This window comes from Streptomyces sp. NPDC096324 (assembly GCF_044763015.1).
In the GTDB taxonomy this organism is placed as follows: Bacteria; Actinomycetota; Actinomycetes; order Streptomycetales; family Streptomycetaceae; genus Streptomyces.
The window spans coordinates 142,839-163,128 of record NZ_JBIWFK010000002.1 but is presented as its reverse complement, the minus strand read 5'-3'; the positions used below and the strand labels follow the sequence as shown (position 1 = coordinate 163,128).

The following is a 20,290-nucleotide window of genomic DNA, read 5'->3' as shown; positions in this document are numbered from 1 at the left end:
TCATGAAAGGCGTACGACCATGAGACTTTCCGTCCGTTCCCGCCGCGCCCTGATCGCCGCGGCCGCCGGTACCACCCTGGTCCTGAGCGGCTGTGCCGAGAGCGACAACACCGGTTCGGCCGGGGCGAGTTCCGGTTCCGTCACCCTCGGGTTCGTCAACGGCGCCGACACCGCTTTCCACACGTGTCTGCAGAAGGCCGTCGAGCAGACGGCGAAGTCGGAAGGGGCCAAGGTCTACACGGCCAATTCCCACCAGAACGCCGGAACCGAACTGTCCAACATCGAGGACATGATCTCCCGCGATGTCGACGCGCTGATCGTGCAGACCGTCAACGTCGACTCGCTCGACGGCGACATAGCCAAGGCCAAGGCTTCCGGCATTCCGATCTACCTGACCTCGGTCGCCCCCAACGAGGCGAACGACATCCTCGGCGCGGCCGTCGTCGACCTCCAGAAGGTGGGCGCCCTGGACGCCGACTGGGTCGGCAAGGACGCCGACGGCAGGAACGTGAAGGTCGGTGTGATCGCGGGCGCGCCCGGTGCCGCCTCCGACCTGCTCGTGGGCGGGTTCACCAACGAACTGCCGGCCACCGCGAAAGTCGTCGCGAACCAGCCCGGCATGTTCAACCCGGTCAAGGCCCAGGAGGTCGCCGAGAACATGATCCAGGCGCACCCGGACCTGGACTACGCCTTCGTCGCCAACGAGGAGATGGGCTTCGCCGTCCGCAAGGCCTTCGACGACGGCGGCGCGAAGGACGTCAAGATCGTGACCGTCAACGGCACCGACGATGGGCTGGCCGCCGTGAAGGACGGCCGGTTCTCCGCCACCGTGGCCAACTCGGCCATGGTCATCGGCCGGACGGCGGTGAAGAGCGCCATCGGTCTGCTGGACAAAGAAAAGGTTGACAAGATTGCCAACATTCCTCTTCTCTTGGTCACCAAGGACAACCTGACCAAGGCCCCGCAGTACTGCCCCACCTCGTAGCGCCCGCACGGTGAGCGGCGCCTTCCCCAGTGCGTCCCGAGCCACCCGTCCAGTCGTCCTCGGAATGTCCTCGCGGAGCCGCCCGCAGGGACGTTCCGGACCGGCGCGGCACCGGCCCGCACCGCAGTGAGACCTGCCCCCCGGGGAAGGACGTACCGCCCGCACACCCGAACACCGGCACCGCCGCCGGGGCCCACCCCTGGCAGTCGTGGGCCTCCGGAGGGAAACATGGACCGCCTGCTCCTCATGCACAGCTTCGTCACCGTCGCACAGGTCGGCAGCTTCAACGGCGCCGCCAAGAAACTGGGCTCCTCCGGCTCCCTGGTCTCACGTCATGTCGCCGAACTGGAACGGCAGGTGGGCGTCAGACTGGTCAACCGCACGGCCCGTTCCGTCAGCCTCACCGAACCCGGTCAGCGCTACGCCGACTTCGCCGCGCGCATCCTGGAGGAGATCGAGGCGGAGGACGCGGGGATAGCCCAGCTCCACGACCGCGCCGAGGGCACGCTCAGCATCATCTGCCCCAAATGGATCGGAAGCCTGGATCTCGGTGACGCCATAGCGGCGTTCTCCGCCTCCCACCCGAAGATCCAGGTCCGCTTCGAACTGGGCGGCATGTCCGACCGGACCTACGACTTCCTCGACAGCGGATTCGACGTGGCCTTCCACACCCGGGACCTCAGGGACTCCAGTGTCCGTCTGAAGAAGATCGCCTCACTGCCGTTCGTCCTGTGCGCCTCCGAGACGTACCTCGAACGCGGCGGACCGCTCACCGAGCCGAACGAGATCGCCGCCCACGAGTGCCTCGTGCACGTCAACGACCCGGTCTGGCGCATCGGCCACGGACACGCCTCCACCCTGCACAAGATCCGCAACGTCGCCTTCTCGTCGAACTCCTACATCGCCCTGCAGAAGGCGGCCGTGCACGGACGCGGTATCGCCCTGCTGCCCCAGCGGCCGGCGTACGACGATCTCATCTCGGGCGCCCTCAAGGTCCTGCTGCCCGAACTCGCGGTCCCCGACCGCCCCTTGTACGCGATCTACGGCCCCGGGCAGGGCACTCCGCGCAAGGTCAGCGTATTCCTGGATTTCCTCACCACGTGGTTCTCCCAGAATCCCATTCCGGCGCTCCGCTCCTAGGATCCGCACGGCATTCCCCGGCCGCAAGAAACGATTGCGCATTCCGTCGAGCCCGGACCGTTGAGTCCGCAGGAGCCCGAAACCTACGCTCACCAGGCGACCCGCGAAACGAGGAACCCATGGGAATCCAGAGAATCGAATCGGTCACCTACGGCATCGACGACCTCGGCGAATGCGTCCGGTTCTTCGACGACTTCGGGCTCTTCCCGCTGGAACGGACCGACGAGCACGCCGTGTTCGAGACCCGCACCGGCCAGACCCTCCACCTCGACACCGCACCGGGCACCCCGCTCCCGCCCCCGGTGGAGGACGGACCCACCCTGCGGGAAGTCGTCTGGGGAGTCGACACCCCCCAGGAGCTGGAGCGGCTGGTCGCGGCGGCCGGGCGTGACCGCCCGGTCCGGCAGGACGCGGCGGGGGTGTTCCACACCGTGGACGAGACGGGCTTCGGGGCCGGTCTGACCCTCGCCCGGCCCCGGCCCGCCGACGTCGTTCCCCGGCCCGCCAACGCGCTGGGCAGCGTCACCCGCTGGAACACCGCGCTGGAACCGATCAGCCGCGTCCGCCCGCTGCGCATGTGCCATGTCGCGCTCAACATCCGCAAGGAGGGCCGCGAGGAGGCCGTCGCCTTCTACGTCGACCGCCTCGGCTTCCGGCCGACCGACGTCGTCGAACCCATGGGTGTCTTCATGCAGGCACCGGGCGACGACGACCAGCACACCATGCTGCTCTGCCACCGCCCCGACAAGGCGGGCGTCAACCACATCGCCTACGAGGTCCCCGGCTTCGACGACGTCGTCGAGGGCGGCAACCACATGATCGACCGGGGCTGGCGCGAGGCCCGCAGACTCGGCCGCCACACGGTCGGCTCCAACGTCTTCCGCTTCCTGCACGCGCCCTGCGGCGGGCGCGTCGAGTACGCCGCCGACATGGACCGGGTCGACGACTCGTACGAGACCCGCGTCCACACGACCACCCCGCCCCACCACATCTGGGCCCTGCGCACCAACCGCGACCAGCAGGACGCCACCGCCTCCTGACCGGCGCCCAGCCCTCGCCCCACCCCCCGGCCTCCGCGCCGCGGGCTCCCACCGTCTCGTCCGCCGGCCTGAGAGGGCTCCCACCCATGACCACCGACCACGGCTATCCCGCCGTCCACCTGCACATAGCGGGGCAATGGTGCCCGGGCGGCACCGGACGCACCGCCCCGATCGTCAACCCGGCCACCGAAGAGGTGATCGGACAGGTCCCCCTCGCCACCACCGCCGACCTCGACCGCGCACTCGACGCCGCCGCACAGGGGTTCAGGACCTGGCGCGACACCCCCGTCGCCCGGCGCACCGCGATCCTGCACACCGCCGCCGACCTGCTCACCGAGCGGGCCGCCGAGGTCGGCCGGATCATGACCCTCGAACAGGGCAAGCCCCTCGCCGAGGCCACCGGGGAGGCCCGCCGCGTCGCCGACACCCTGCGCTGGCACGCCGACGACGCCCGCCGCGCCTACGGCCGCATCATCCCCTCTGCCCCGGGCACCCTGCTGTCCGTACGCCGTGAACCGATCGGCCCCGTCGCCGCGTTCGTCCCCTGGAACTTCCCGGCCGGCGGACCCATGCGCAAGATCTCCTCGGCCCTCGCGGCGGGCTGCTCCATCGTCATCAAGGCCTCCGAGGAGACCCCGGCCACGGCCGCCGCCCTCGTCGGCTGCTTCGTGGACGCGGGACTGCCGGACGGCGTCCTCAACCTCGTCTTCGGCGAACCGGCCGAGGTGTCGGCCCACCTGATCGCCTCGCCCGTCGTCCGCCTCGTCGCCTTCACCGGCTCGGTCCCCGTCGGCAAACTCCTGGCCGCCGCCGCGGGCGAGGTCATGAAGCCGTCCCTGATGGAACTCGGCGGCCACGCCCCGGTGATCGTGTGCGCGGACGCCGACCCCGCCCGCGCCGCCCGCCGCGCCGCCCAGGCCAAATTCGCCAACGCCGGCCAGGTCTGCACCTCGCCGAGCCGCTTCCTCGTCCACGAGAGCCTCGTCGACGACTTCACCGCCGAGTTCGTGGAGGCGGCCGACGCGGTCGTCGTCGGCGACGGCCTGGCCGAGGGCACCACCATGGGCCCCCTCGCCAACGAACGCCGGCTCCGGGCGATGGAACGCCTGACCGCCGACGCCGTACGCCGCGGCGCCACCGTCCGCACCGGCGGCGAACGCCTGGACCGCCCCGGCTACTTCTTCGCGCCGACCGTCCTCACCGACATGACCCCGGACGCGGACCTGATGCGCGAGGAGCCCTTCGGGCCGCTCGCGCCCATCAGCGCGTTCGGCGACCTCGACGAAGCGTTGCGCACCGCGAACGAGCTGCCCTACGGCCTCGCCGCGTACGCCTTCACCGAGTCCGCCGCCACCGCCGAACACCTGGTGCGCGAACTGGAGGCGGGCATCCTCTCGGTCAACCACTGCGGCGGCTCGGTCAGCGAGGCACCCTCGGGCGGTGTCAAGGAGAGCGGCTACGGCAGGGAGGGCGGCCCCGAGGCCCTCGACGCCTACCTGGTCACCAAGCGCGTCTCCCACCTCCTGGCGGGCTGAACACCATGAGGTACACCCGAGTGTCGGCCGGCGGGCGCGCGGTGTGGGGCCGCGTGGGGGAGGAGGACATCGAGCTGCTGTCCGGGTCCCCCCTGAAGGCCATGGACCGGCAGGCGTACGCGGACGACCCCGGCCTCACCGTCATCGGCACCGTGCCCCGGGCCGAGGCCGTCTGGCTGCCGTCCGTCGTCCCGCCCGTGTTCTACGCCGTCGGCCTGAACTACCCGCGCCACATCGCGCATTGCGGGGCCGAGGTCCCCGGGCGCCCCGAAGTCGGCTACCGGGCCAACAGCGCCCTGACCGGCCACGGATCGCCCATCGTCAAACCGGCCGACGTGTCCGGCCGGTTCGAGGCCGAACCCGAACTCGTCGCCGTCATCGGCCGGACGCTGCGGCACGCCACGTACGAGGAGGCCCGCGACTCGGTCTTCGGCTGGACGATCGGGAACGACGTCAGCGCCCGCGACTGGCAGCACCGGGACCGCACGTTCTGGCGCAGCAAGAACAGCGACACGTTCAAGCCGATGGGCCCCTGGATCGAGACGGACGTCGACGCGCTCGCGCAGACGACCACGCTCCGGGTCAACGGCGAGGAACGGGCCGTGTTCCCGACCGGTGACATGGTCTTCGACCCCTTCGACTACATCGTCGAGATCACCCGGCACATCACCATGCGGCCCGGCGACGTGCTGTGGATGGGCGCCGAGTCGACCTGCCGGATCGAGCCCGGGGACACCGTCGACATCGAGATCAGCGGCATCGGCGTGCTCTCCAACCCCGTACATCCAGAAGGGAATCCCGCATGAGCAAGGCCCCGCTCTACATCCACCACGTCAACTTCCCGACCACCGACCCCGACCGCACCGCCGAGTGGTACACGAAGGTCTTCGGGATGAAGCGCATCATGCCCAGGTCCAACACCCGGGTCGTCCTGATGACCCGCGGCAACTTCGACCTCCACTTCACCCCGGTCGAGGAGATGGAGCGCATGGCGCCCTACCACTTCGCCGTAGAGGTCGAGGACTGGGACGAGTTCCTGGCCCACCTCGAGGAGCTGGGCATCCGGCACACCCGCCCGATCGAACGCCCCGAGAACCAGTCCAAGTTCTGCTACATCCACGACCCCGACCACACCATGATCGAGCTGGTCTTCCACGGCAAGCGCCCCCACTGAGCGCGCGCGGCCAGGATTCCCCTCCCCCGTACCTCCAGGAGCTCCCTCCCATGCCTTTCGCCGACTCCGACGGCACCTCCCTCTACTACGAACGTCACGGCAGCGGCCCGGCGATCCTCCTCGTACACGGCAGCGGCGGCAACCACGCCGCCTGGTGGCAGCAAGTGGCCGCCCTGCGCGAGGAGTTCACCGTCGTCACCATGGACCTGCGCGGCTTCGGCAAGTCCGACTCCTCGATGCCGGAATTCGACGGCCAGGACTTCCCCGGCGACGTGCTCGCCGTCCTCGAAGCCGAGGACCTCACCGACGTGATGCTGGTGGGCCAGTCCATCGGCTCGGTGGCCGCCCTGCGCGCCGGCCTGCTGCGCCCCGACCGGGTCGGGGCCGTCGTCCTCGGCCACTCCCTCGGCGGCATCAGCCACCCCGAACTGCGCGAACTGGCCGCGGCCGACCGCGCCGAGGCCGTCAAGCTCCCCGTCGTCGACCGGCTGCTCACCCGGCGCTTCCAGCGGGAGCACGCCGACCGCACGTTCCTCTTCCAGCAGATGGGCACCTTCAACGTCGCCGGGATGGCCGACCTGCGCAATCTCGACACGGACGGCCCCTCGCTGCGGGACATCGTGGAATCGGGCGTCGAGATCGCCTTCCTCCTCGGCGAGAAGGACGCGGTGCTCAGCGTCAAGACCGTGACCCGCGCCCACGAACTGCTCCCGGCCTCCCGGCTGGAGATCGTCCCGGGCGCCCCGCACTCCATGTACTGGGAGACGCCCGGCCCCTACAACCAGGCCGTCGCCCACCTGCGCCGCACCCTCGGACGGAAGGAAGCCGCATGAGTAGCCTCACCCTCGACGCCGCCGAGGAGATCGTCGCCGCCGCCCTGAAGCGGGCCCAGGCGCTCGGGAAAGCGGTCAGTGTCGCCGTGGTGGACGCGGGCGGCTTCGTCGTCAGCGTCCGCCGCTCCGACGGCGCCCGCCCCCTCACCCCGGACATCGCCCGCGCCAAGGCGTACACCGCGGCCGTCATGCAGCGCCCCGGCAGGATGCTGAAGAAGTGGCAGGAGAGCCAGCCGGTGTTCTTCGCGCAGCTCTCCCAACTGCCGGGCGCCGCCCTGCCGATCATGGCCACCGAGGGCAGCGTCACCATCAAGAGGGACGGCGAGATCATCGGCGGACTCGGCATCGCGGGCGGCACCGCGGACGAGGACCAGCAGGTCGCCGACGAGGTCCTCGAAGCCCTCGGCTACGAACTGGAGTTCGCGGCCTGGGGCGTAGCGGGCGCGGCGGCCGACGACCACGAGAAGACCCCGGCCACCGAGGACGCCGGGACGCTACGGAACACCGGCGGCGCCGAGAAGGCACGGAACGCCGAGAACACCGAGAAGGGTGCCTGAGCCATGGCGGACACGTTCAACTACCGCATCGACCACCACGGCAGCCTGGTCCGCCCGGCCGGCCTCACGAACCCGGGCGACGACCCCGCGGCACTGGACGACGCGGTCAGGGCGGCGGTCGCCCTCCAGCGCACGGTGCGCTCCACCGTCGTCACGGACGGCGGCTTCCCGTACGAGGACTTCCGCGGTGCCGTCCTCGGCGCCGTGTCCGGCTTCCGCCGCACGGGGGAGATCGGGCCCGACGGCCTGGCCCGCTGGGTGGCCGAGGCCCTGCCCAAGGCCGGCGGCCCGCTGGCGGCCGACCGGGCGGCCCGGCTCACCGAGCTGACGCTGATCGCGCCCAAGGTGTCCCTGCCCTCCCCGGCCTACCTCGCCGCCACCACCTTCGACCCCGCGCTCGCGGGCTCCGGCGGTCCGTCCTCGGCCCGCGAACTCGGCGAGGCCCTGGCGGAGATCGTCCACGCGGAGATCGAACTCCTCGTCTCCCGCGGCGTCCGGCTGATCCAGCTCGACAACCCCTTGCTGCTGGGCCACTTGGCGGCCGAGCCGGCCGCTCCCGGCGTGCTGGCCTTCGAGGACGCGCTCGCCGTGGAGGCCCTCGCGGCGCGCCTGGACGAGCGTCCCGAGGGCGTACGGATCGGGGTCTGCCCCGGCCGGCGGGCACCGGACGCGGTGGACAGGGCCAGGGCCGAGCGGCTGTACGGCGAGGTCCCCGCCGACCGCTGGATCCTCCCGTACGACCGGGGGACGGCCGCCGAACTCGACCTCCTCAGGGCGCTGCCGGAGAACCGGGACGCGTGCCTCGGGGTCGTGGACGCGACCACTCCCGAACCGGAGGAGATCGACACGGTACTGGCCCGGATCGACGCGGGCGCCGAGATCAAGGACATCGAGGACATGGCCCTCTCCCCGTCCCGCGGCTTCGCCGACGTCGCGACGCGACCGCTCCTCGGCGCCGAGGACCAGCGCCGCAAACTGGTCCTGGTGGAGACACTCGCCCGGTACTGCTGGGGCAACGAGTTCTGATCCCGCGGCCGGGCCGGCCGGGAGCCACGGGGGTCTCCCGGCCGACGGACACGGGGGACCGGTGGCTTCCCGGCCGACGGCCGCACACCGTGCCCGACGCTTCAGAGCACCTCGGCGAACGTCACCGTACGGTCCGTCAGCAGCGGCAGGACGACGCCCACGACGAACTCCGCGAAGTGGCCCGTCGCCCGGTGCGCCTCGAAGCCCGCGCGGTCCGTGTACCGCTCGTAGAGCACGAACGAGCCCGGCCGGTCCACCTCGGCGTGCACCTCGTAGGCGAGGTTCGCCGGTTCCGTGGGGGTCAGTTCGCGCATCCTCAGCAGCGCGGCGCGCACCGTGTCCGCGTCGGCGGGCGCGCAGCGGTAGTGGGCGACGACGGCGAAAGCCATGTGTTTCCTCCGGAGGGGCGGGCTGTCGGGTCCGCCGATTCCAGCACGAATCCCCTGATGGGCGACCCGTGCGGCGCGCAAGCAATGTGTGCCGCCGCGGGACTGGCCGGCCCCGCCCCCGCTCGTGTGTTGTCGGTGCGGCCCCCCGGGCCGTCCCATCCGGTTGACCGCGGCCCCGCACCGCGGCGGACGAGAGAAGTGATCCTGATGCGAACCCTGGAAACCCTCATCGGTGGGAAGTGGGTGACGACCGGCGCGTGGATCGACGTCCACGACCCCGCCGATCTGCGCGCCCCGGTGGCCCGCGTTCCCGCGCTGAGCGCCGCCGACGTCACCGAGGCCTACGACCACGCCGAACAGGGATTCGCGGTCTGGAAGCGCACCAGCCCCTTCGAACGCGCCCGGATCATGACCGAGGCGGCCCGGCTGCTGCGCCAGCGCGTCGCCCGGATCGCCGAGGACCTGAGCACCGAGATGGGCAAGACCCGCGCCGAGGCGACCGGCGAGACCCTCAAGGCAGCCGACTTCCTGGAGTACTACGCGGGCGTCGCCCGCCAGGGCTACGGGACGCTCGTGCACGACGTACGCCCCGACACCCGTACCCACCACCAGCGCGAGCCCCTCGGAGTCGTCCTCGCGATCACCCCCTGGAACGACCCGCTGATCACCCCGGCCCGCAAGCTCGCCCCCTGCCTCGCGGCGGGCGACGCGGCGATCCTCAAGCCGGCCACCGACACCCCCCAGGCAGCCCTGCACCTGGCCCGCGCGCTGCACGACGCGGGTCTGCCCGCCGGTGTCCTCGGCGTGGTCACCGGACGCGGCGCGGAGATCTCCGACGCGCTGCTCGGCGACCCGCGCCTCACCGCCGTCACCTTCACCGGCAGCAACGAGGTCGGCGAGGGACTGCGGGCCGCGCTCGCCCACACGAACGTCCGCTTCCAGGGCGAACTCGGCGGCAAGAACGCCACCGTGGTCCTCGCCGACGCCGACCTGGGCGCCGCCGCGGGAGCCGTGGCCGCCGCCGGCTTCGCGCAGGCCGGACAACGCTGCACGGCCACCAGCCGGGTGATCGTCGAGCGGCCGGTGTACGAGGAGTTCACCGCGCTGCTCCTCGCCGAGACCGCCGCCCTGCGCGTCGGACCGGGACGGGCCGCCGGCACCACGATGGGCCCGCTGGTCAGCGCGAAGCAGCGGGACAGCGTCCTCTCCGACATCGAACGCGCCGTCGAGCAGGGCGCCACGGTCCTCGCGGGCGGCGACCGGCCCACGGACGAGGCGCTCGGCCACGGCTGCTACGTCAACCCGACCGTGCTCGGCGAGGTGGCCCCGGAGTCCGGCATCTGGCGCGAGGAGGTGTTCGGCCCGGTCGTCGCGCTGCGCGCGGTGGACTCCTTCGACGAGGCGGTCGAGGCGGTCAACGACTCGGTCTTCGGCCTCGCCGCCGCCGTGTTCACCCGGGACCTGGGCGCCGCCCACCGGTTCGCGGACGAGGTGGAGTGCGGCCAGATCGCGGTGAACACCACCACCTCCGGCTGGGACGTCCACCACCCGTTCGGGGGCTTCCGCGACTCCGGCTCGCCGTTCAAGGAGCAGGGCGAGGAAGGGCTGCGTTTCTACACCCGGGTCAAGACCGTCGCCCTCCACTTCGGTGCCTGACGGGGCCGTGGGCGACGAGAGGAGGAGAGCGGATGGCTGACGAGACGATCGCCGTCGTCGGCGCCGGAATCGTGGGTCTGGCCACGGCACGCGAGATCGCGCTGCGCCGGCCCGGTACGCGTGTCGTGGTCCTGGACAAGGAGCACGAGGTCGCCGTCCATCAGACCGGCCACAACTCGGGCGTGGTGCACGCCGGCATCTACTACAAGCCCGGCAGTCTCAAGGCCCGTCTGTGCACCAAGGGCATGGCGATGATCCGGGCGTACTGCCAGGACCGGAACCTGCCCTACGAGGAGTGCGGCAAGCTCGTCGTCGCCGTCACGGACGACGAGGTGCCGCGACTGGAGGCCCTGTACGCCACGTCCCTGGAGAACGGGGTGCCGGGCCTGCGCCGCGTCGACGCGGGCGAGATCCACGAGATCGAGCCGTACGCCGTGGGCCGGGCGGCCCTGCACTCCCCGCGCACCGCCATCACCGACTACACCGCGATCGCCCGGTCGTTCGCCCGCGACGTCGTGGACTCCGGCGGCGAGGTGCGGCTCGGCCTCCCGGTCACCCGCGTCACCCGCCTCACCGGCGGCGGCGTCGAGGTCGCCGCCGGGGACGAGACCCTGCGGGCCGACCGCCTGGTGCTCTGCGCCGGACTCCAGAGCGACAGCGTCGCCCGCCTCGCCGACGACGGTGACGAGCCGCTCATCGTCCCCTTCCGCGGCGAGTACATGACCGTCACACCGAGCCGGGCGCACATGGTCCGCGGCCTCATCTACCCCGTGCCCGACCCGCGTTACCCCTTCCTCGGCGTGCACTTCACGCGCCGTGTGAACGGCGAGGTCGAGGTCGGCCCCAACGCCGTCCTCGCCCTGGCCCGCGAGGGCTACCGCCGTTCCGACATCGACGTCCGCGAACTCGCCCGCATCGCCCGCTTCCCCGGCATGTGGCGCCTGGCCGGGGAACACTGGCGCACCGGCGTCAAGGAGATCCGCGGCTCGCTGTCGGTGCGGGCCTATATGAAGGCCGCCAGGGCGTACGTCCCCGCCATCCACGCCACCGACGTGGTGCGCGGCGGAGCCGGCGTACGCGCCCAGGCGCTCGGCAGGGACGGCTCGCTGGTGGACGACTTCGTCATCCGCCGGACCGGTGCCGTCACCGCCGTACGCAACGCGCCCTCGCCCGCCGCGACCTCCTCGATGGCGATCGCGGAACACATCGCCGACACCGTCCTCGGCGATGCGCGCGCAACCTGAACATGCCCCGTGCGCAGGGCACTTCCGCGCAAGAACTGCTTGCGCTCCCAGCGCTCGGCAAAGACCTCCCGCCGACCTAGCGTTCCCTGCGCACCACCCCGGCACCCCTCCGCACAGAAACGGCAGATGACATGTTCGTTGTCGACACCCAGATCCACATCTGGAAGGAAGAGACCCCGGACCGCCCCTGGGTCCCGGGCGCACGGGAGCGCATCCGCCTCAACGGACACCGCGAGGACCCGTTCTCGTACGAGGAGGCCCTCGAGCTGATGGACGAGGCGGGCGTCAACCGGGCGCTGATCCTGCCCCCGTCCTGGGAGGGCAACCGCATCGACTACGCCCTGGAAGCGTGCGAGGCCCACCCGGACCGCTTCGGCATCATGGCCCGCGTCCCCCAGGACGACGCCGTCGAGGGCACCGCGATGCTGAAGGACTTCGCGCGGAACCCGCACATCAAGGGGACCCGGCTCACCTTCCACCGCCCGCAGGACCGCAACTGGATGATCGACGGGACCAACGACTGGTACTGGCCGATCGCCGAGGAACTCGGCATCCCCACCATGGTCCACGCCCCGATCTGGAAGCGCGAGCTCGGTGAGATCGCCGCCAAGCACCCCGGACTGAAGATCATCATCGATCACATGGGCATCATGGCCCGCTGCGTGGACGATGCGATCGGCTACTGGGTCCAGGAGACGGCCGACCTGGCCGTCCACCCGAACATCTACGTCAAGGTCTCGGCGCTCCCCGGCTACTCGACGCAGCCCTTCCCGAACAAGAACATCGAGAAGTACGTGCGCGAGATGGTCGACAAGCTGGGTCCTCGGCGGTGCTTCTACGGCACCGACATCACCCGGCTGCTCGGCCACGGCATCACCTACACCGACACCATCGAACAGTTCACCCAGCACTGGGAGTTCACGCCCGAGGAGCTGGAGTGGATCCTGGGCCGCGGCATCTCCGAGGTCCTCGACTGGCCGATCGAAGGCTGAGGGCGCACCGGAGATGACGGACACCGAGAACACACCGGGTGCCGGCGGCGGGGACGGCGGTGAAGCGCTCGTATCGGCCTTCAACGCCGTCGGCGCCGACTACGTCTTCTGCTCGTCGGGGTCGGAATGGGCCCCGGTCTGGGAGTCCCTGGCCCGGCGCCACCGCGACGGCGAGCCCGCCCCGCGGTATCTGGACCTCACCCACGAGACGGTCGCGGTCGGCATGGCCACCGGCTACGGCCTCCTCGCCCGCCGCCCGCAGGCCGTGCTCCTGCACGCGGCGCCCGGCCTGCTCCAGGGCTCCATGGCGGTGCACGGCGCCCTGCTCGCCGGCGTGCCCATGGTGGTCGCCTCCTCGGAGTCGACGACCTATGGCGACGGGCCCGGACAGGACCCCGGCGGTCAGTGGTACCGCAACCTGTCCGTCGTCGGCGGGCCGCACGGCATCGCGCAGCCGTTCACCAAGTGGTCCAACGAGGCCGCGGGGGTGCACACCCTGCCCGCCATGGTCACGCGGGCGGCCGAGCTGGCCTGGCGGGCACCGGCCGGACCGGCCTACCTCAACATCCCGCTGGAGATCCTGCTGGAGGAGTGGGACGGCCGCGAGGCCAAGCCGGTCGTCCCGCCGGGCTCGACCCACAGTTCCCCCGAAGAGGTGGACCTCGTCGCCGAGTTGATCCGCGAAGCGGCCGTCCCGGTGATCGTCACCGAGACGGCCGGCCGCGAGGCGGGCGGCTTCGAGGCACTGCTCGCCTTCGCCGAGGCCTGGGACATCCCGGTCGTCGAACCCGACTCGGCCGTGTGCGGCAACTTCCCGCGCACGCACCCGCTGCACGCGGGCTCCGACATCGGCCCCTGGATGGACGAGGCGGACCTCATCCTCCTCGTCAACTGCCGTGCCCCCTTCTACCCTCCGTCGCGCCGCCCGTCCAAGGCGCGGATCGTGGTCGTGGACGAGGTCCCGCAACGCCCGCACGTCGCCTACCAAGTCCTCTTCGCCGACCGCTATCTGGAAGGGAACGTCGCCAACACCCTGCGCCAGCTCGCCAAGCGGGCGCACACACGGCCCCGCGACCCGGAGACCACGGCCGTCGTCACCGCGCGCCGGGCGGAGCAGGAGGAGCGGCACGCGGACGAACAGGCCGCCATCGCCGCCGCCGAGGCGAAGGCGGCCCGGTCCGAGGGCGTCGACCCCGTGCACGTCGCCGCCACCCTGCGCGGGCTCCTGGAGGGCCGGGACGCGATCGTCGTCGACGAGACGATCACGCACAGCCGCGTCGTCAAACGCCATACGCGAACGGCCGCCCCCGACTCGTACTTCTACGTCCAGGGAGGACTCGGCCAGGGCATGGCGGTCGCGCTCGGCGTCAAACTCGCCGCCCGCGAGCGGCCCGTGGTGCTGACGATCGGCGACGGCGCCTTCACGTACAACCCGGTCATCCCGTCGTACGACGCCTCGAACGCGTACGGACTGCCGCTGCTGATCCTGGTCTTCAACAACCGTGTCTACAAGTCGATGAACCTCAATCACCGCAGGTTCTACCCCGAGGGCGCGGCGGCCGGGACCGGCGAATGGCTCGGCACCGATCTGCGCCGGCTGCCCCGGCTCGCGCGGTTCGCCGAGCCGTTCGGCATGCACACCGAGACCGTCGACACGTCGGACGCGCTCGCCCCCGCCCTGGAGCGCGCGCTGAAGGCGGTCGCCGAGGGCACCACCGCCGTCGTCGACGTCCTCGTCACCCGCTGATCCAGGAGGCACCCGCCACCATGACCGACACCTCGACACCCCGGCCGGGCACGGTACTCGTCCCCGCCGACGCGCTCCGCGGCCTCGCCGCCGCGCTCCTGGAGAAGGGCGGCCTCAGCCCCGAACACGCCCGTACCACCGCCGACGTGTTCGTCTGGGCCGCGCTGCGGGGCATCGACTCCCACGGCACCGCGCGCGTCCCCGCCTATCTGGAACTGCTCGCCAAGGGGGTGGCCAACGCCCGTCCCGAGATCACCGTCGAGTCGGGCGGCACGGCCGTCGCCGTCCTCGACGCGGACCGCGCGCCCGGCCCTGTGGCCCTCACCGCGGCGGCCGAGGAGGCCGTCACCCGGGCCAGGGCGAGCGGAGTGGCGGCCGTCGGCGTACGACGTACGGTGCACACCGGGGCCATCGGCTACTACGTCTCGAAGATCGCCGAACAGGGCCTGATCGGCATCGCGTTCGTCGCCGGCATGCCCAACATGGGCTACACCGGGGTCAGGGGAGCGGCCGTCGCGACCAGCCCGCTCGCCGTCGCCGTACCCGCGAACAGCCATGCCCCGCTGCTCCTGGACATGGCCACCGCCACCATCGCCCTGGGCCGGATCAGACAGGCCAGAGCGAACGGGACCGCGCTGCCCGAGGGCGCCGCCGCCACCGCGGACGGCACCCCCACCACCGACCCGGAGCAGGCGGTCATGCCGCTGCCGCTGGGCGGCGCCAAGGGGTCCGGCATGTCGCTCGCCTTCGAGCTGCTGACCAGCGTGCTCGTCGGCGCGCCCATCTTCGCCGCCTTCCACTCCGACGATCCCGCGGGCCGCAAGCACCGCCAGAACGCCCTGATCGTCGCGATCGACCCGGCGGCCTTCGGCGACGCCGGCGCGTTCACCGACGCCGTCGACGCCACGCTCGCCACGCTCAAGGCACTCACCCCGGCGGACGGGGCTCGGGGCGTGTTCTATCCGGGGGAGCGCAGCGCCTCGCTCGCGGCGGCGCGCGCGGGGGAGGGGGTGCCGGTGGCGGCCAAGGTGTGGCGCGAACTGACCGAGAGCGCGGTCGGGTTCGGCGTCACGGTGCCGGAGGTCGAGGGGTAGTTCCCGGACCCGGACCCCCGAGCGGCCCGGTGCCGCGGCAGGCGAACTGTGCCTGCCGCGGCACCGGGCCGCCGTGCTGTCGGCACCCGGCACCCGTCGGCCGACCGCCCCGGCGACCTGGTGACTCCCGGGGCGGCGGCGGACGCGCGGGTTCCGGCGACGAGGTGGTCGGCAACATGCCGAACAAAATTGTTGACAATCTTGTTGGTCTAGATTTACGTTCGACAGGCACTCACTCAGGGAGGGCGCAATGCAGAAGGAAGCCCGTCCAGGCACCGGCGAGCAGGCCAAGCAGCACGCGTTGGTAGAGCTGCGGCAGGCGATTCTGCGCGGAGAGATGGCACCGGCCCAGCGGCTGGTGGAGAACGAACTCGCCGAGCAGTTCGGTGTCACCCGGGCCAGCGCACGGGCGGCGCTGATCGAGCTGGAATCGGAGGGACTGGTCGAACGGATCCGCAACCGCGGATCGCGCGTCCGGGTGGTGACCGTGGAGGAAGCGGTTGCCATCACCGAGTGCCGTATGGCCCTCGAAGGGCTCTGCGCCGCCAAGGCGGCCGTCCTGGCGACCGACGACCAGCTCGCCGAGCTGGCCGACCTGGGCGCCGCGATGGTCAAGGCGGTCGGCGACGGCGAACCGGTCACCTACTCCGAGCTCAACCACGAAGTACACGCCCGGATCAGGGAGTTCTCCGGCCAGCGGACGGCCGTCGAACTCCTGGAACGGCTCAACGCCCAACTGGTGCGCCACCGCTTCCAGTTGGCGCTGCGCCCGGGTCGGTCCCAGCAGTCCCTGAGTGAACACCTGGCCATGATCGAGGCGATCGCGGCCCGGGACCCGCAGGCGGCCGAAGCGGCCGTCCGCGCTCACCTCGGCAGTGTGATCCAAGCGCTGCGCGACTGACGCACCGCGCGGCGACGCGCGGGGCGACGGACAGCCGAGGCGGGCGCCCACCTGTCCACCAAGGAGATTGCTGCAATGACGCACGGCTACGCGCCCGCCGCCCCCGACCCCTCGGCCCCGCCCGAGCCAGGGGGGCGCCCATCACGATCGACGCTGGTCGTCACCGCGCACGCCGGGGACTTCGTGTGGCGGGCGGGGGGCGCCATCGCCCTCGCCGCGTCCCGGGGGGAGAAGGTCACCATCGCGTGCCTGACCTTCGGCGAGCGCGGTGAGTCCGCGAAGGCCTGGCGCGAGGGCAAGAAGCTCGACGAGATCAAGGCGATACGCCGTGAGGAGGCGGAGAAGGCCGCCGCCACGCTCGGCGCCGCGGTCCGCTTCTTCGACGCCGGCGACTACCCGCTGACCATCACGGCCGAGCTCACCGACCGGTTGGTGACGGTGTACCGCGAGACCCAGCCCGACGTCGTGCTCACCCACCCGACCGAGGACCCCTACAACGGCGACCATCCCGCCGCCAACCGCATGGCGCTGGAGGCCCGCGTCCTCGCCCAGGCCATCGGCTACCCCGGCGAGGGGGAGATCATCGGCGCCCCGCCCGTCTTCTACTTCGAGCCCCACCAGCCCGAGATGAGCGGCTTCCGGCCCGAAGTCCTCCTCGACATCACCGAGGTGTGGGAGACCAAGCGCAAGGCGATGGAGTGCCTCGGCGCCCAGCAGCACCTGTGGGACTACTACACCGACCTCGCCGTACGCCGCGGCGTCCAGCTCAAGCGCAACGCCGGCCCCAACCTGGGCCTGGCCCACAGGACCATGGCCGAGGCGTTCATGCGTCCCTACCCGCAGATCGCGAAGGAGCTGGCATGAGCGGCGTGATCGTCACCGGCCCGCCCAGGGCGGACGCGAAGGACGTCGAGGCGATCGCGGGATTCGGCACCGCCACCGTGCACGAGGCGATGGGCCGCACCGGACTCCTCGGCACCGGGCTGCGCCCCGTTCAGCAGGGCGTCCGCGTCGCCGGCGCCGCGGTCACCGTGCTGTCGTGGCCCGGCGACAACCTCATGATCCACGCCGCCGTCGAGCAGTGCGGCGAGGGCGACATCCTGGTTGTCACCACCACTTCCCCCTCCACCGACGGCATGTTCGGCGAACTGTTCGCCACCGCCCTCCACCGGCGCGGCGTACGCGGTCTGGTCATCAACGCCGGCATCCGGGACACCGCCGAACTGCGCGAGATGGGCTTCGCCGCCTGGTCCGCCGCCGTCAGCCCGCAGGGCACCGTGAAGGCGACCGGCGGCTCCGTGAACGTGCCCGTGGCCATCGGCGGCCAGATCGTCCGGCCCGGCGACGTGATCCTCGCCGACGACGACGGCGTGGTGTGCGTGCCGCGCGAGGCCGCCCGCGAGATCGCCGAGGCCTCCGCGGCCCGCGAGCGCAAGGAGGCGCTGGCCCGCGCCGCCTTCCTCGACGGCGAACTCGGCCTGGACCGCTACGGATTGCGCGAGACACTCGTACGCCTGGGCGTGACCTATACGTCGTACGACGACTACGTGCGGGACGGAGCCGCGCCGTGAGCGCGCCCCGCCGCCGGGCCGGATCCGACGGCAGGGCCACGAGCGGGCCCTGCTGCCGGGCCACGAGCGGGTGCCGCCTCCCGGACGGAGCCGTGCTGTGAACGGCCCCGAGGAGGTGCGCTGCATGCTTCTGCGTGGCGGCACGTCCAAGGGTGCCTACTTCCTCGCCGGGGACCTGCCCGCGAGCCCCGCCCGACGTGACGAGCTGCTTCTGCGCGTGATGGGCAGCCCCGACCCCCGCCAGATCGACGGACTGGGCGGCGCCCACCCGTTGACCAGCAAGGTGGCCGTGGTCTCGGTCTCCGCCGATCCGGCCGCGGACGTCGACTACCTCTTCCTCCAGGTCGCCGTGGACGAGGCGAAGGTGTCGGACCGTCAGAACTGCGGCAACATCCTCGCCGGGATCGGCCCGTTCGCCGTCGAACGCGGACTGGTCGAGCCGGGGGAGGGCCGTACGTCGGTCCGCATCCGCATGGTCAACTCGGGTGACCTCGCGCTCGCGACCTTCCCCACCGAGGACGGCCGCGTGGTCTACGAGGGCGACGCCGAGATCTCCGGGGTGCCCGGGACCGCGGCGCCCGTGGTGATCGAATTCCCGCGGGGGAGCGCCCCGTTGCTGCCCACCGGCCATGCCCGGGACCTCGTCGCGGACGTCCCCGTGACGTGCGTCGACAACGGCATGCCGACCGTCCTGATCGCCGCGTCCTCGCTGGGTGTCACCGGGTACGAGACCCCGGAGGACCTGGAGGGGAACCAAGCCCTGGCCGGCCGGCTCCGCGGGATCCGGCTGGAGGCGGGCAAGCTGATGGGGCTCGGTGACGTCGAGAGCGCCACCGTGCCCAAGCTGACCCTGCTCGCCCCGCCCCGCGCGGGCGGAGCCGTCACGACCCGCACCTTCATCCCGGTGCGCTGCCACACCTCCATCGGCGTCCTCGGCGCGGCGAGCGTCGCCGCCGGGCTGCGCGTGGAGGGCGGCGTCGGACGCGCCGTGGCGCACCTGCCCGACCGGGGCGACCGGCTGCGTATCGAACATCCCGCCGGATTCCTCGACATCGAGGCCGGTGTCGACCACGGCCCCGGCGGCGCCCCGCCCGTGGCCCGGCGCACCGCCGTCGTCCGCACCGCCCGCAAGATCTTCGACGGCACGGTCTTCGCCCGGCCGGCCGGAGCCGCACATCAACCCTGAGGAGCCCCCATGGCCCCGCCGCTCGGCGACATCGCCCACCTCGGGCACGTCGAACTGCTCACCCCCGACCTGGACGCCAGCGTCCGCTTCTTCACCGAGTACCTCGGCCTGACCGAGAACGGCCGCTCCGGAGACTCCGTCCATCTGCGGACCTGGGACGACTACGAACACCACAGCCTGACCCTCACCGCCCACACGACCTCGGGCATCCGCCGCACCGCCCTGCGCGCCTCCAGCGAGGAGGCCCTCCAGCGCCGGGTCAAGGAGATCGAGAGTGCCGGCCGCGCGGGCCGCTGGGTGCACGACGAGCCCGGTATCGGCCCGCTCTACGTCACCACCGATCCCGACGGCCACGAACTCGCCCTGTACTGGGAGAGCGAGTGGTATCAGGCGCCGGAGCACCTGAGGCCAGGACTGAAGAACCAGCCGCAGGCCAAACCCGGCCACGGCGTGGGCGTACGACGCCTGGACCACGTGAACTACCTCGCCTCCGACGTCGCCGCGAACGGGGACTTCGTCCGTGACGCGCTCGGGGCCCGTCCGACCGAGCAGATCCGGCTCGACAGCGGCCGGATCGCCGCCCAGTGGCTGACCTTCAGCAACAAGTCGTACGACGTCGTCTACACGGAGGACTGGACGGGTTCGAGCGGACGCCTGCACCACATCGCGTTCGCCACGGACACCCGCGAGGACATCCTGCGCGCCGCCGATCTCGCCATCGACACCGGTGTGTTCATCGAGACCGGCCCGCACAAGCACGCCATCCAGCAGACGTTCTTCCTCTACGTCTACGAACCCGGCGGCAACCGCGTCGAGTTGTGCAACCCGCTCACCCGCCTCGTCCTCGCGCCCGACTGGCCGCTGATCACCTGGACCGAGGAGGAGCGGAGGAAGGGCCAGGCCTGGGGTCTGAAGACCATCGAGTCCTTCCACACCCACGGCACACCGCCCATCGGCTGACGGCCCACCGCGGTATCCCTCCGGATGAACGGCTGAGCGACCAGATCCGGCCAGTACGTGCGTGCGGGCGGCACCGAGCGGGTGCCGCCCGTGCGCGCTTTCACCTGCTTCTCAGCTGCTCGTGCGACGGTCGTGAAGGGTGGCCTGATTGTTTCGTGGATTGTTGACAAAAGCGTTGACACTCCAGGAGTTCACTCTTTAGCGTCTGTCGCACCATCGGGTCAGCCGCACGAGCCGCGTCGGCCCGCACCCTCGACCCC

The 20,290-nt window shown here is 71.6% G+C and carries 20 protein-coding genes; 19 read left to right on the top strand and 1 reads right to left on the bottom strand.

What is annotated here, in order from left to right:
* The first annotated feature begins 19 nt into the window (after window positions 1–19).
* The 9 genes from ACIQ7M_RS04270 (at window position 20) to ACIQ7M_RS04230 (ending at window position 8,290) form a co-directional block, all read left to right on the top strand.
* Complete coding sequence (locus tag ACIQ7M_RS04270) at window positions 20–985, top strand: sugar ABC transporter substrate-binding protein (protein WP_403639480.1); 966 nt, start codon at window positions 20–22, stop codon at window positions 983–985.
* A 228-nt stretch (window positions 986–1,213) separates the two neighbouring features.
* Window positions 1,214–2,125 (top strand): LysR family transcriptional regulator, encoded by a 912-nt coding sequence (locus tag ACIQ7M_RS04265; protein WP_403639478.1) that lies wholly within the window; start codon window positions 1,214–1,216, stop codon window positions 2,123–2,125.
* A gap of 119 nt (window positions 2,126–2,244) precedes the next feature.
* A complete protein-coding gene (locus ACIQ7M_RS04260) occupies window positions 2,245–3,165 on the top strand; it encodes a VOC family protein (protein WP_403639476.1) in 921 nt (306 codons plus the stop codon).
* A gap of 86 nt (window positions 3,166–3,251) precedes the next feature.
* The gene (locus ACIQ7M_RS04255; RefSeq protein WP_403639474.1) at window positions 3,252–4,700 is read left to right on the top strand and encodes an NAD-dependent succinate-semialdehyde dehydrogenase; all 1,449 of its coding nucleotides are present in this window, start codon (window positions 3,252–3,254) and stop codon (window positions 4,698–4,700) included.
* A gap of 5 nt (window positions 4,701–4,705) precedes the next feature.
* Window positions 4,706–5,506, top strand: coding sequence for a fumarylacetoacetate hydrolase family protein (locus ACIQ7M_RS04250; RefSeq protein ID WP_403639472.1), 801 nt, complete (start codon window positions 4,706–4,708; stop codon window positions 5,504–5,506).
* Entirely contained in the window at window positions 5,503–5,874 is a 372-nt protein-coding gene (locus ACIQ7M_RS04245; RefSeq protein ID WP_389836579.1) for a VOC family protein, read from the top strand. The genes ACIQ7M_RS04250 and ACIQ7M_RS04245 overlap by 4 nt, the downstream gene beginning before the upstream one ends.
* A gap of 50 nt (window positions 5,875–5,924) precedes the next feature.
* On the top strand, window positions 5,925–6,707 hold the full coding sequence (locus tag ACIQ7M_RS04240; RefSeq protein ID WP_403639469.1) for an alpha/beta fold hydrolase: 783 nt from the start codon (window positions 5,925–5,927) through the stop codon (window positions 6,705–6,707).
* A complete protein-coding gene (locus ACIQ7M_RS04235) occupies window positions 6,704–7,264 on the top strand; it encodes a heme-binding protein (RefSeq protein ID WP_403639467.1) in 561 nt (186 codons plus the stop codon). The genes ACIQ7M_RS04240 and ACIQ7M_RS04235 overlap by 4 nt, the downstream gene beginning before the upstream one ends.
* A gap of 3 nt (window positions 7,265–7,267) precedes the next feature.
* Window positions 7,268–8,290, top strand: coding sequence for a methionine synthase II (cobalamin-independent)-like protein (locus ACIQ7M_RS04230; protein ID WP_403639465.1), 1,023 nt, complete (start codon window positions 7,268–7,270; stop codon window positions 8,288–8,290).
* A gap of 101 nt (window positions 8,291–8,391) precedes the next feature.
* Here ACIQ7M_RS04230 and ACIQ7M_RS04225 read toward each other — a convergent pair whose 3' ends face one another.
* Window positions 8,392–8,679 (bottom strand): putative quinol monooxygenase, encoded by a 288-nt coding sequence (locus ACIQ7M_RS04225; RefSeq protein ID WP_403639463.1) that lies wholly within the window; start codon window positions 8,677–8,679, stop codon window positions 8,392–8,394.
* A gap of 207 nt (window positions 8,680–8,886) precedes the next feature.
* Here ACIQ7M_RS04225 and ACIQ7M_RS04220 point away from each other — a divergent pair, with 207 nt between their 5' ends.
* The 10 genes from ACIQ7M_RS04220 (at window position 8,887) to ACIQ7M_RS04175 (ending at window position 20,030) form a co-directional block, all read left to right on the top strand.
* On the top strand, window positions 8,887–10,335 hold the full coding sequence (locus tag ACIQ7M_RS04220) for an aldehyde dehydrogenase family protein (RefSeq protein ID WP_403639461.1): 1,449 nt from the start codon (window positions 8,887–8,889) through the stop codon (window positions 10,333–10,335).
* 32 nt (window positions 10,336–10,367) lie between these two features.
* Entirely contained in the window at window positions 10,368–11,579 is a 1,212-nt protein-coding gene (lhgO, locus tag ACIQ7M_RS04215) for an L-2-hydroxyglutarate oxidase (RefSeq protein WP_403639459.1), read from the top strand.
* Window positions 11,580–11,710: 131 nt separating this feature from the next.
* Window positions 11,711–12,571 carry an amidohydrolase family protein gene (locus ACIQ7M_RS04210; RefSeq protein ID WP_389836566.1) on the top strand — a complete coding sequence of 287 codons (861 nt, stop codon included), beginning with the start codon at window positions 11,711–11,713 and terminating at the stop codon, window positions 12,569–12,571.
* Window positions 12,572–12,584: 13 nt separating this feature from the next.
* Window positions 12,585–14,318 (top strand): thiamine pyrophosphate-dependent enzyme, encoded by a 1,734-nt coding sequence (locus ACIQ7M_RS04205; RefSeq protein WP_403639456.1) that lies wholly within the window; start codon window positions 12,585–12,587, stop codon window positions 14,316–14,318.
* Window positions 14,319–14,338: 20 nt separating this feature from the next.
* A complete protein-coding gene (locus ACIQ7M_RS04200; RefSeq protein WP_403639454.1) occupies window positions 14,339–15,412 on the top strand; it encodes an Ldh family oxidoreductase in 1,074 nt (357 codons plus the stop codon).
* Between the two features lie 250 nt (window positions 15,413–15,662).
* Entirely contained in the window at window positions 15,663–16,313 is a 651-nt protein-coding gene (locus ACIQ7M_RS04195; RefSeq protein WP_355771049.1) for a GntR family transcriptional regulator, read from the top strand.
* Between the two features lie 75 nt (window positions 16,314–16,388).
* Entirely contained in the window at window positions 16,389–17,177 is a 789-nt protein-coding gene (locus ACIQ7M_RS04190) for a PIG-L deacetylase family protein (protein WP_403639451.1), read from the top strand.
* Entirely contained in the window at window positions 17,174–17,884 is a 711-nt protein-coding gene (locus ACIQ7M_RS04185) for a 4-carboxy-4-hydroxy-2-oxoadipate aldolase/oxaloacetate decarboxylase (RefSeq protein ID WP_403639450.1), read from the top strand. The genes ACIQ7M_RS04190 and ACIQ7M_RS04185 overlap by 4 nt, the downstream gene beginning before the upstream one ends.
* A gap of 124 nt (window positions 17,885–18,008) precedes the next feature.
* Entirely contained in the window at window positions 18,009–19,070 is a 1,062-nt protein-coding gene (locus tag ACIQ7M_RS04180) for a 4-oxalomesaconate tautomerase (RefSeq protein WP_403639448.1), read from the top strand.
* 9 nt (window positions 19,071–19,079) lie between these two features.
* Window positions 19,080–20,030, top strand: a complete 951-nt coding sequence (locus ACIQ7M_RS04175) for a catechol 2,3-dioxygenase (protein WP_403639446.1) — start codon at window positions 19,080–19,082, stop codon at window positions 20,028–20,030.
* Window positions 20,031–20,290 lie beyond the last annotated feature (260 nt).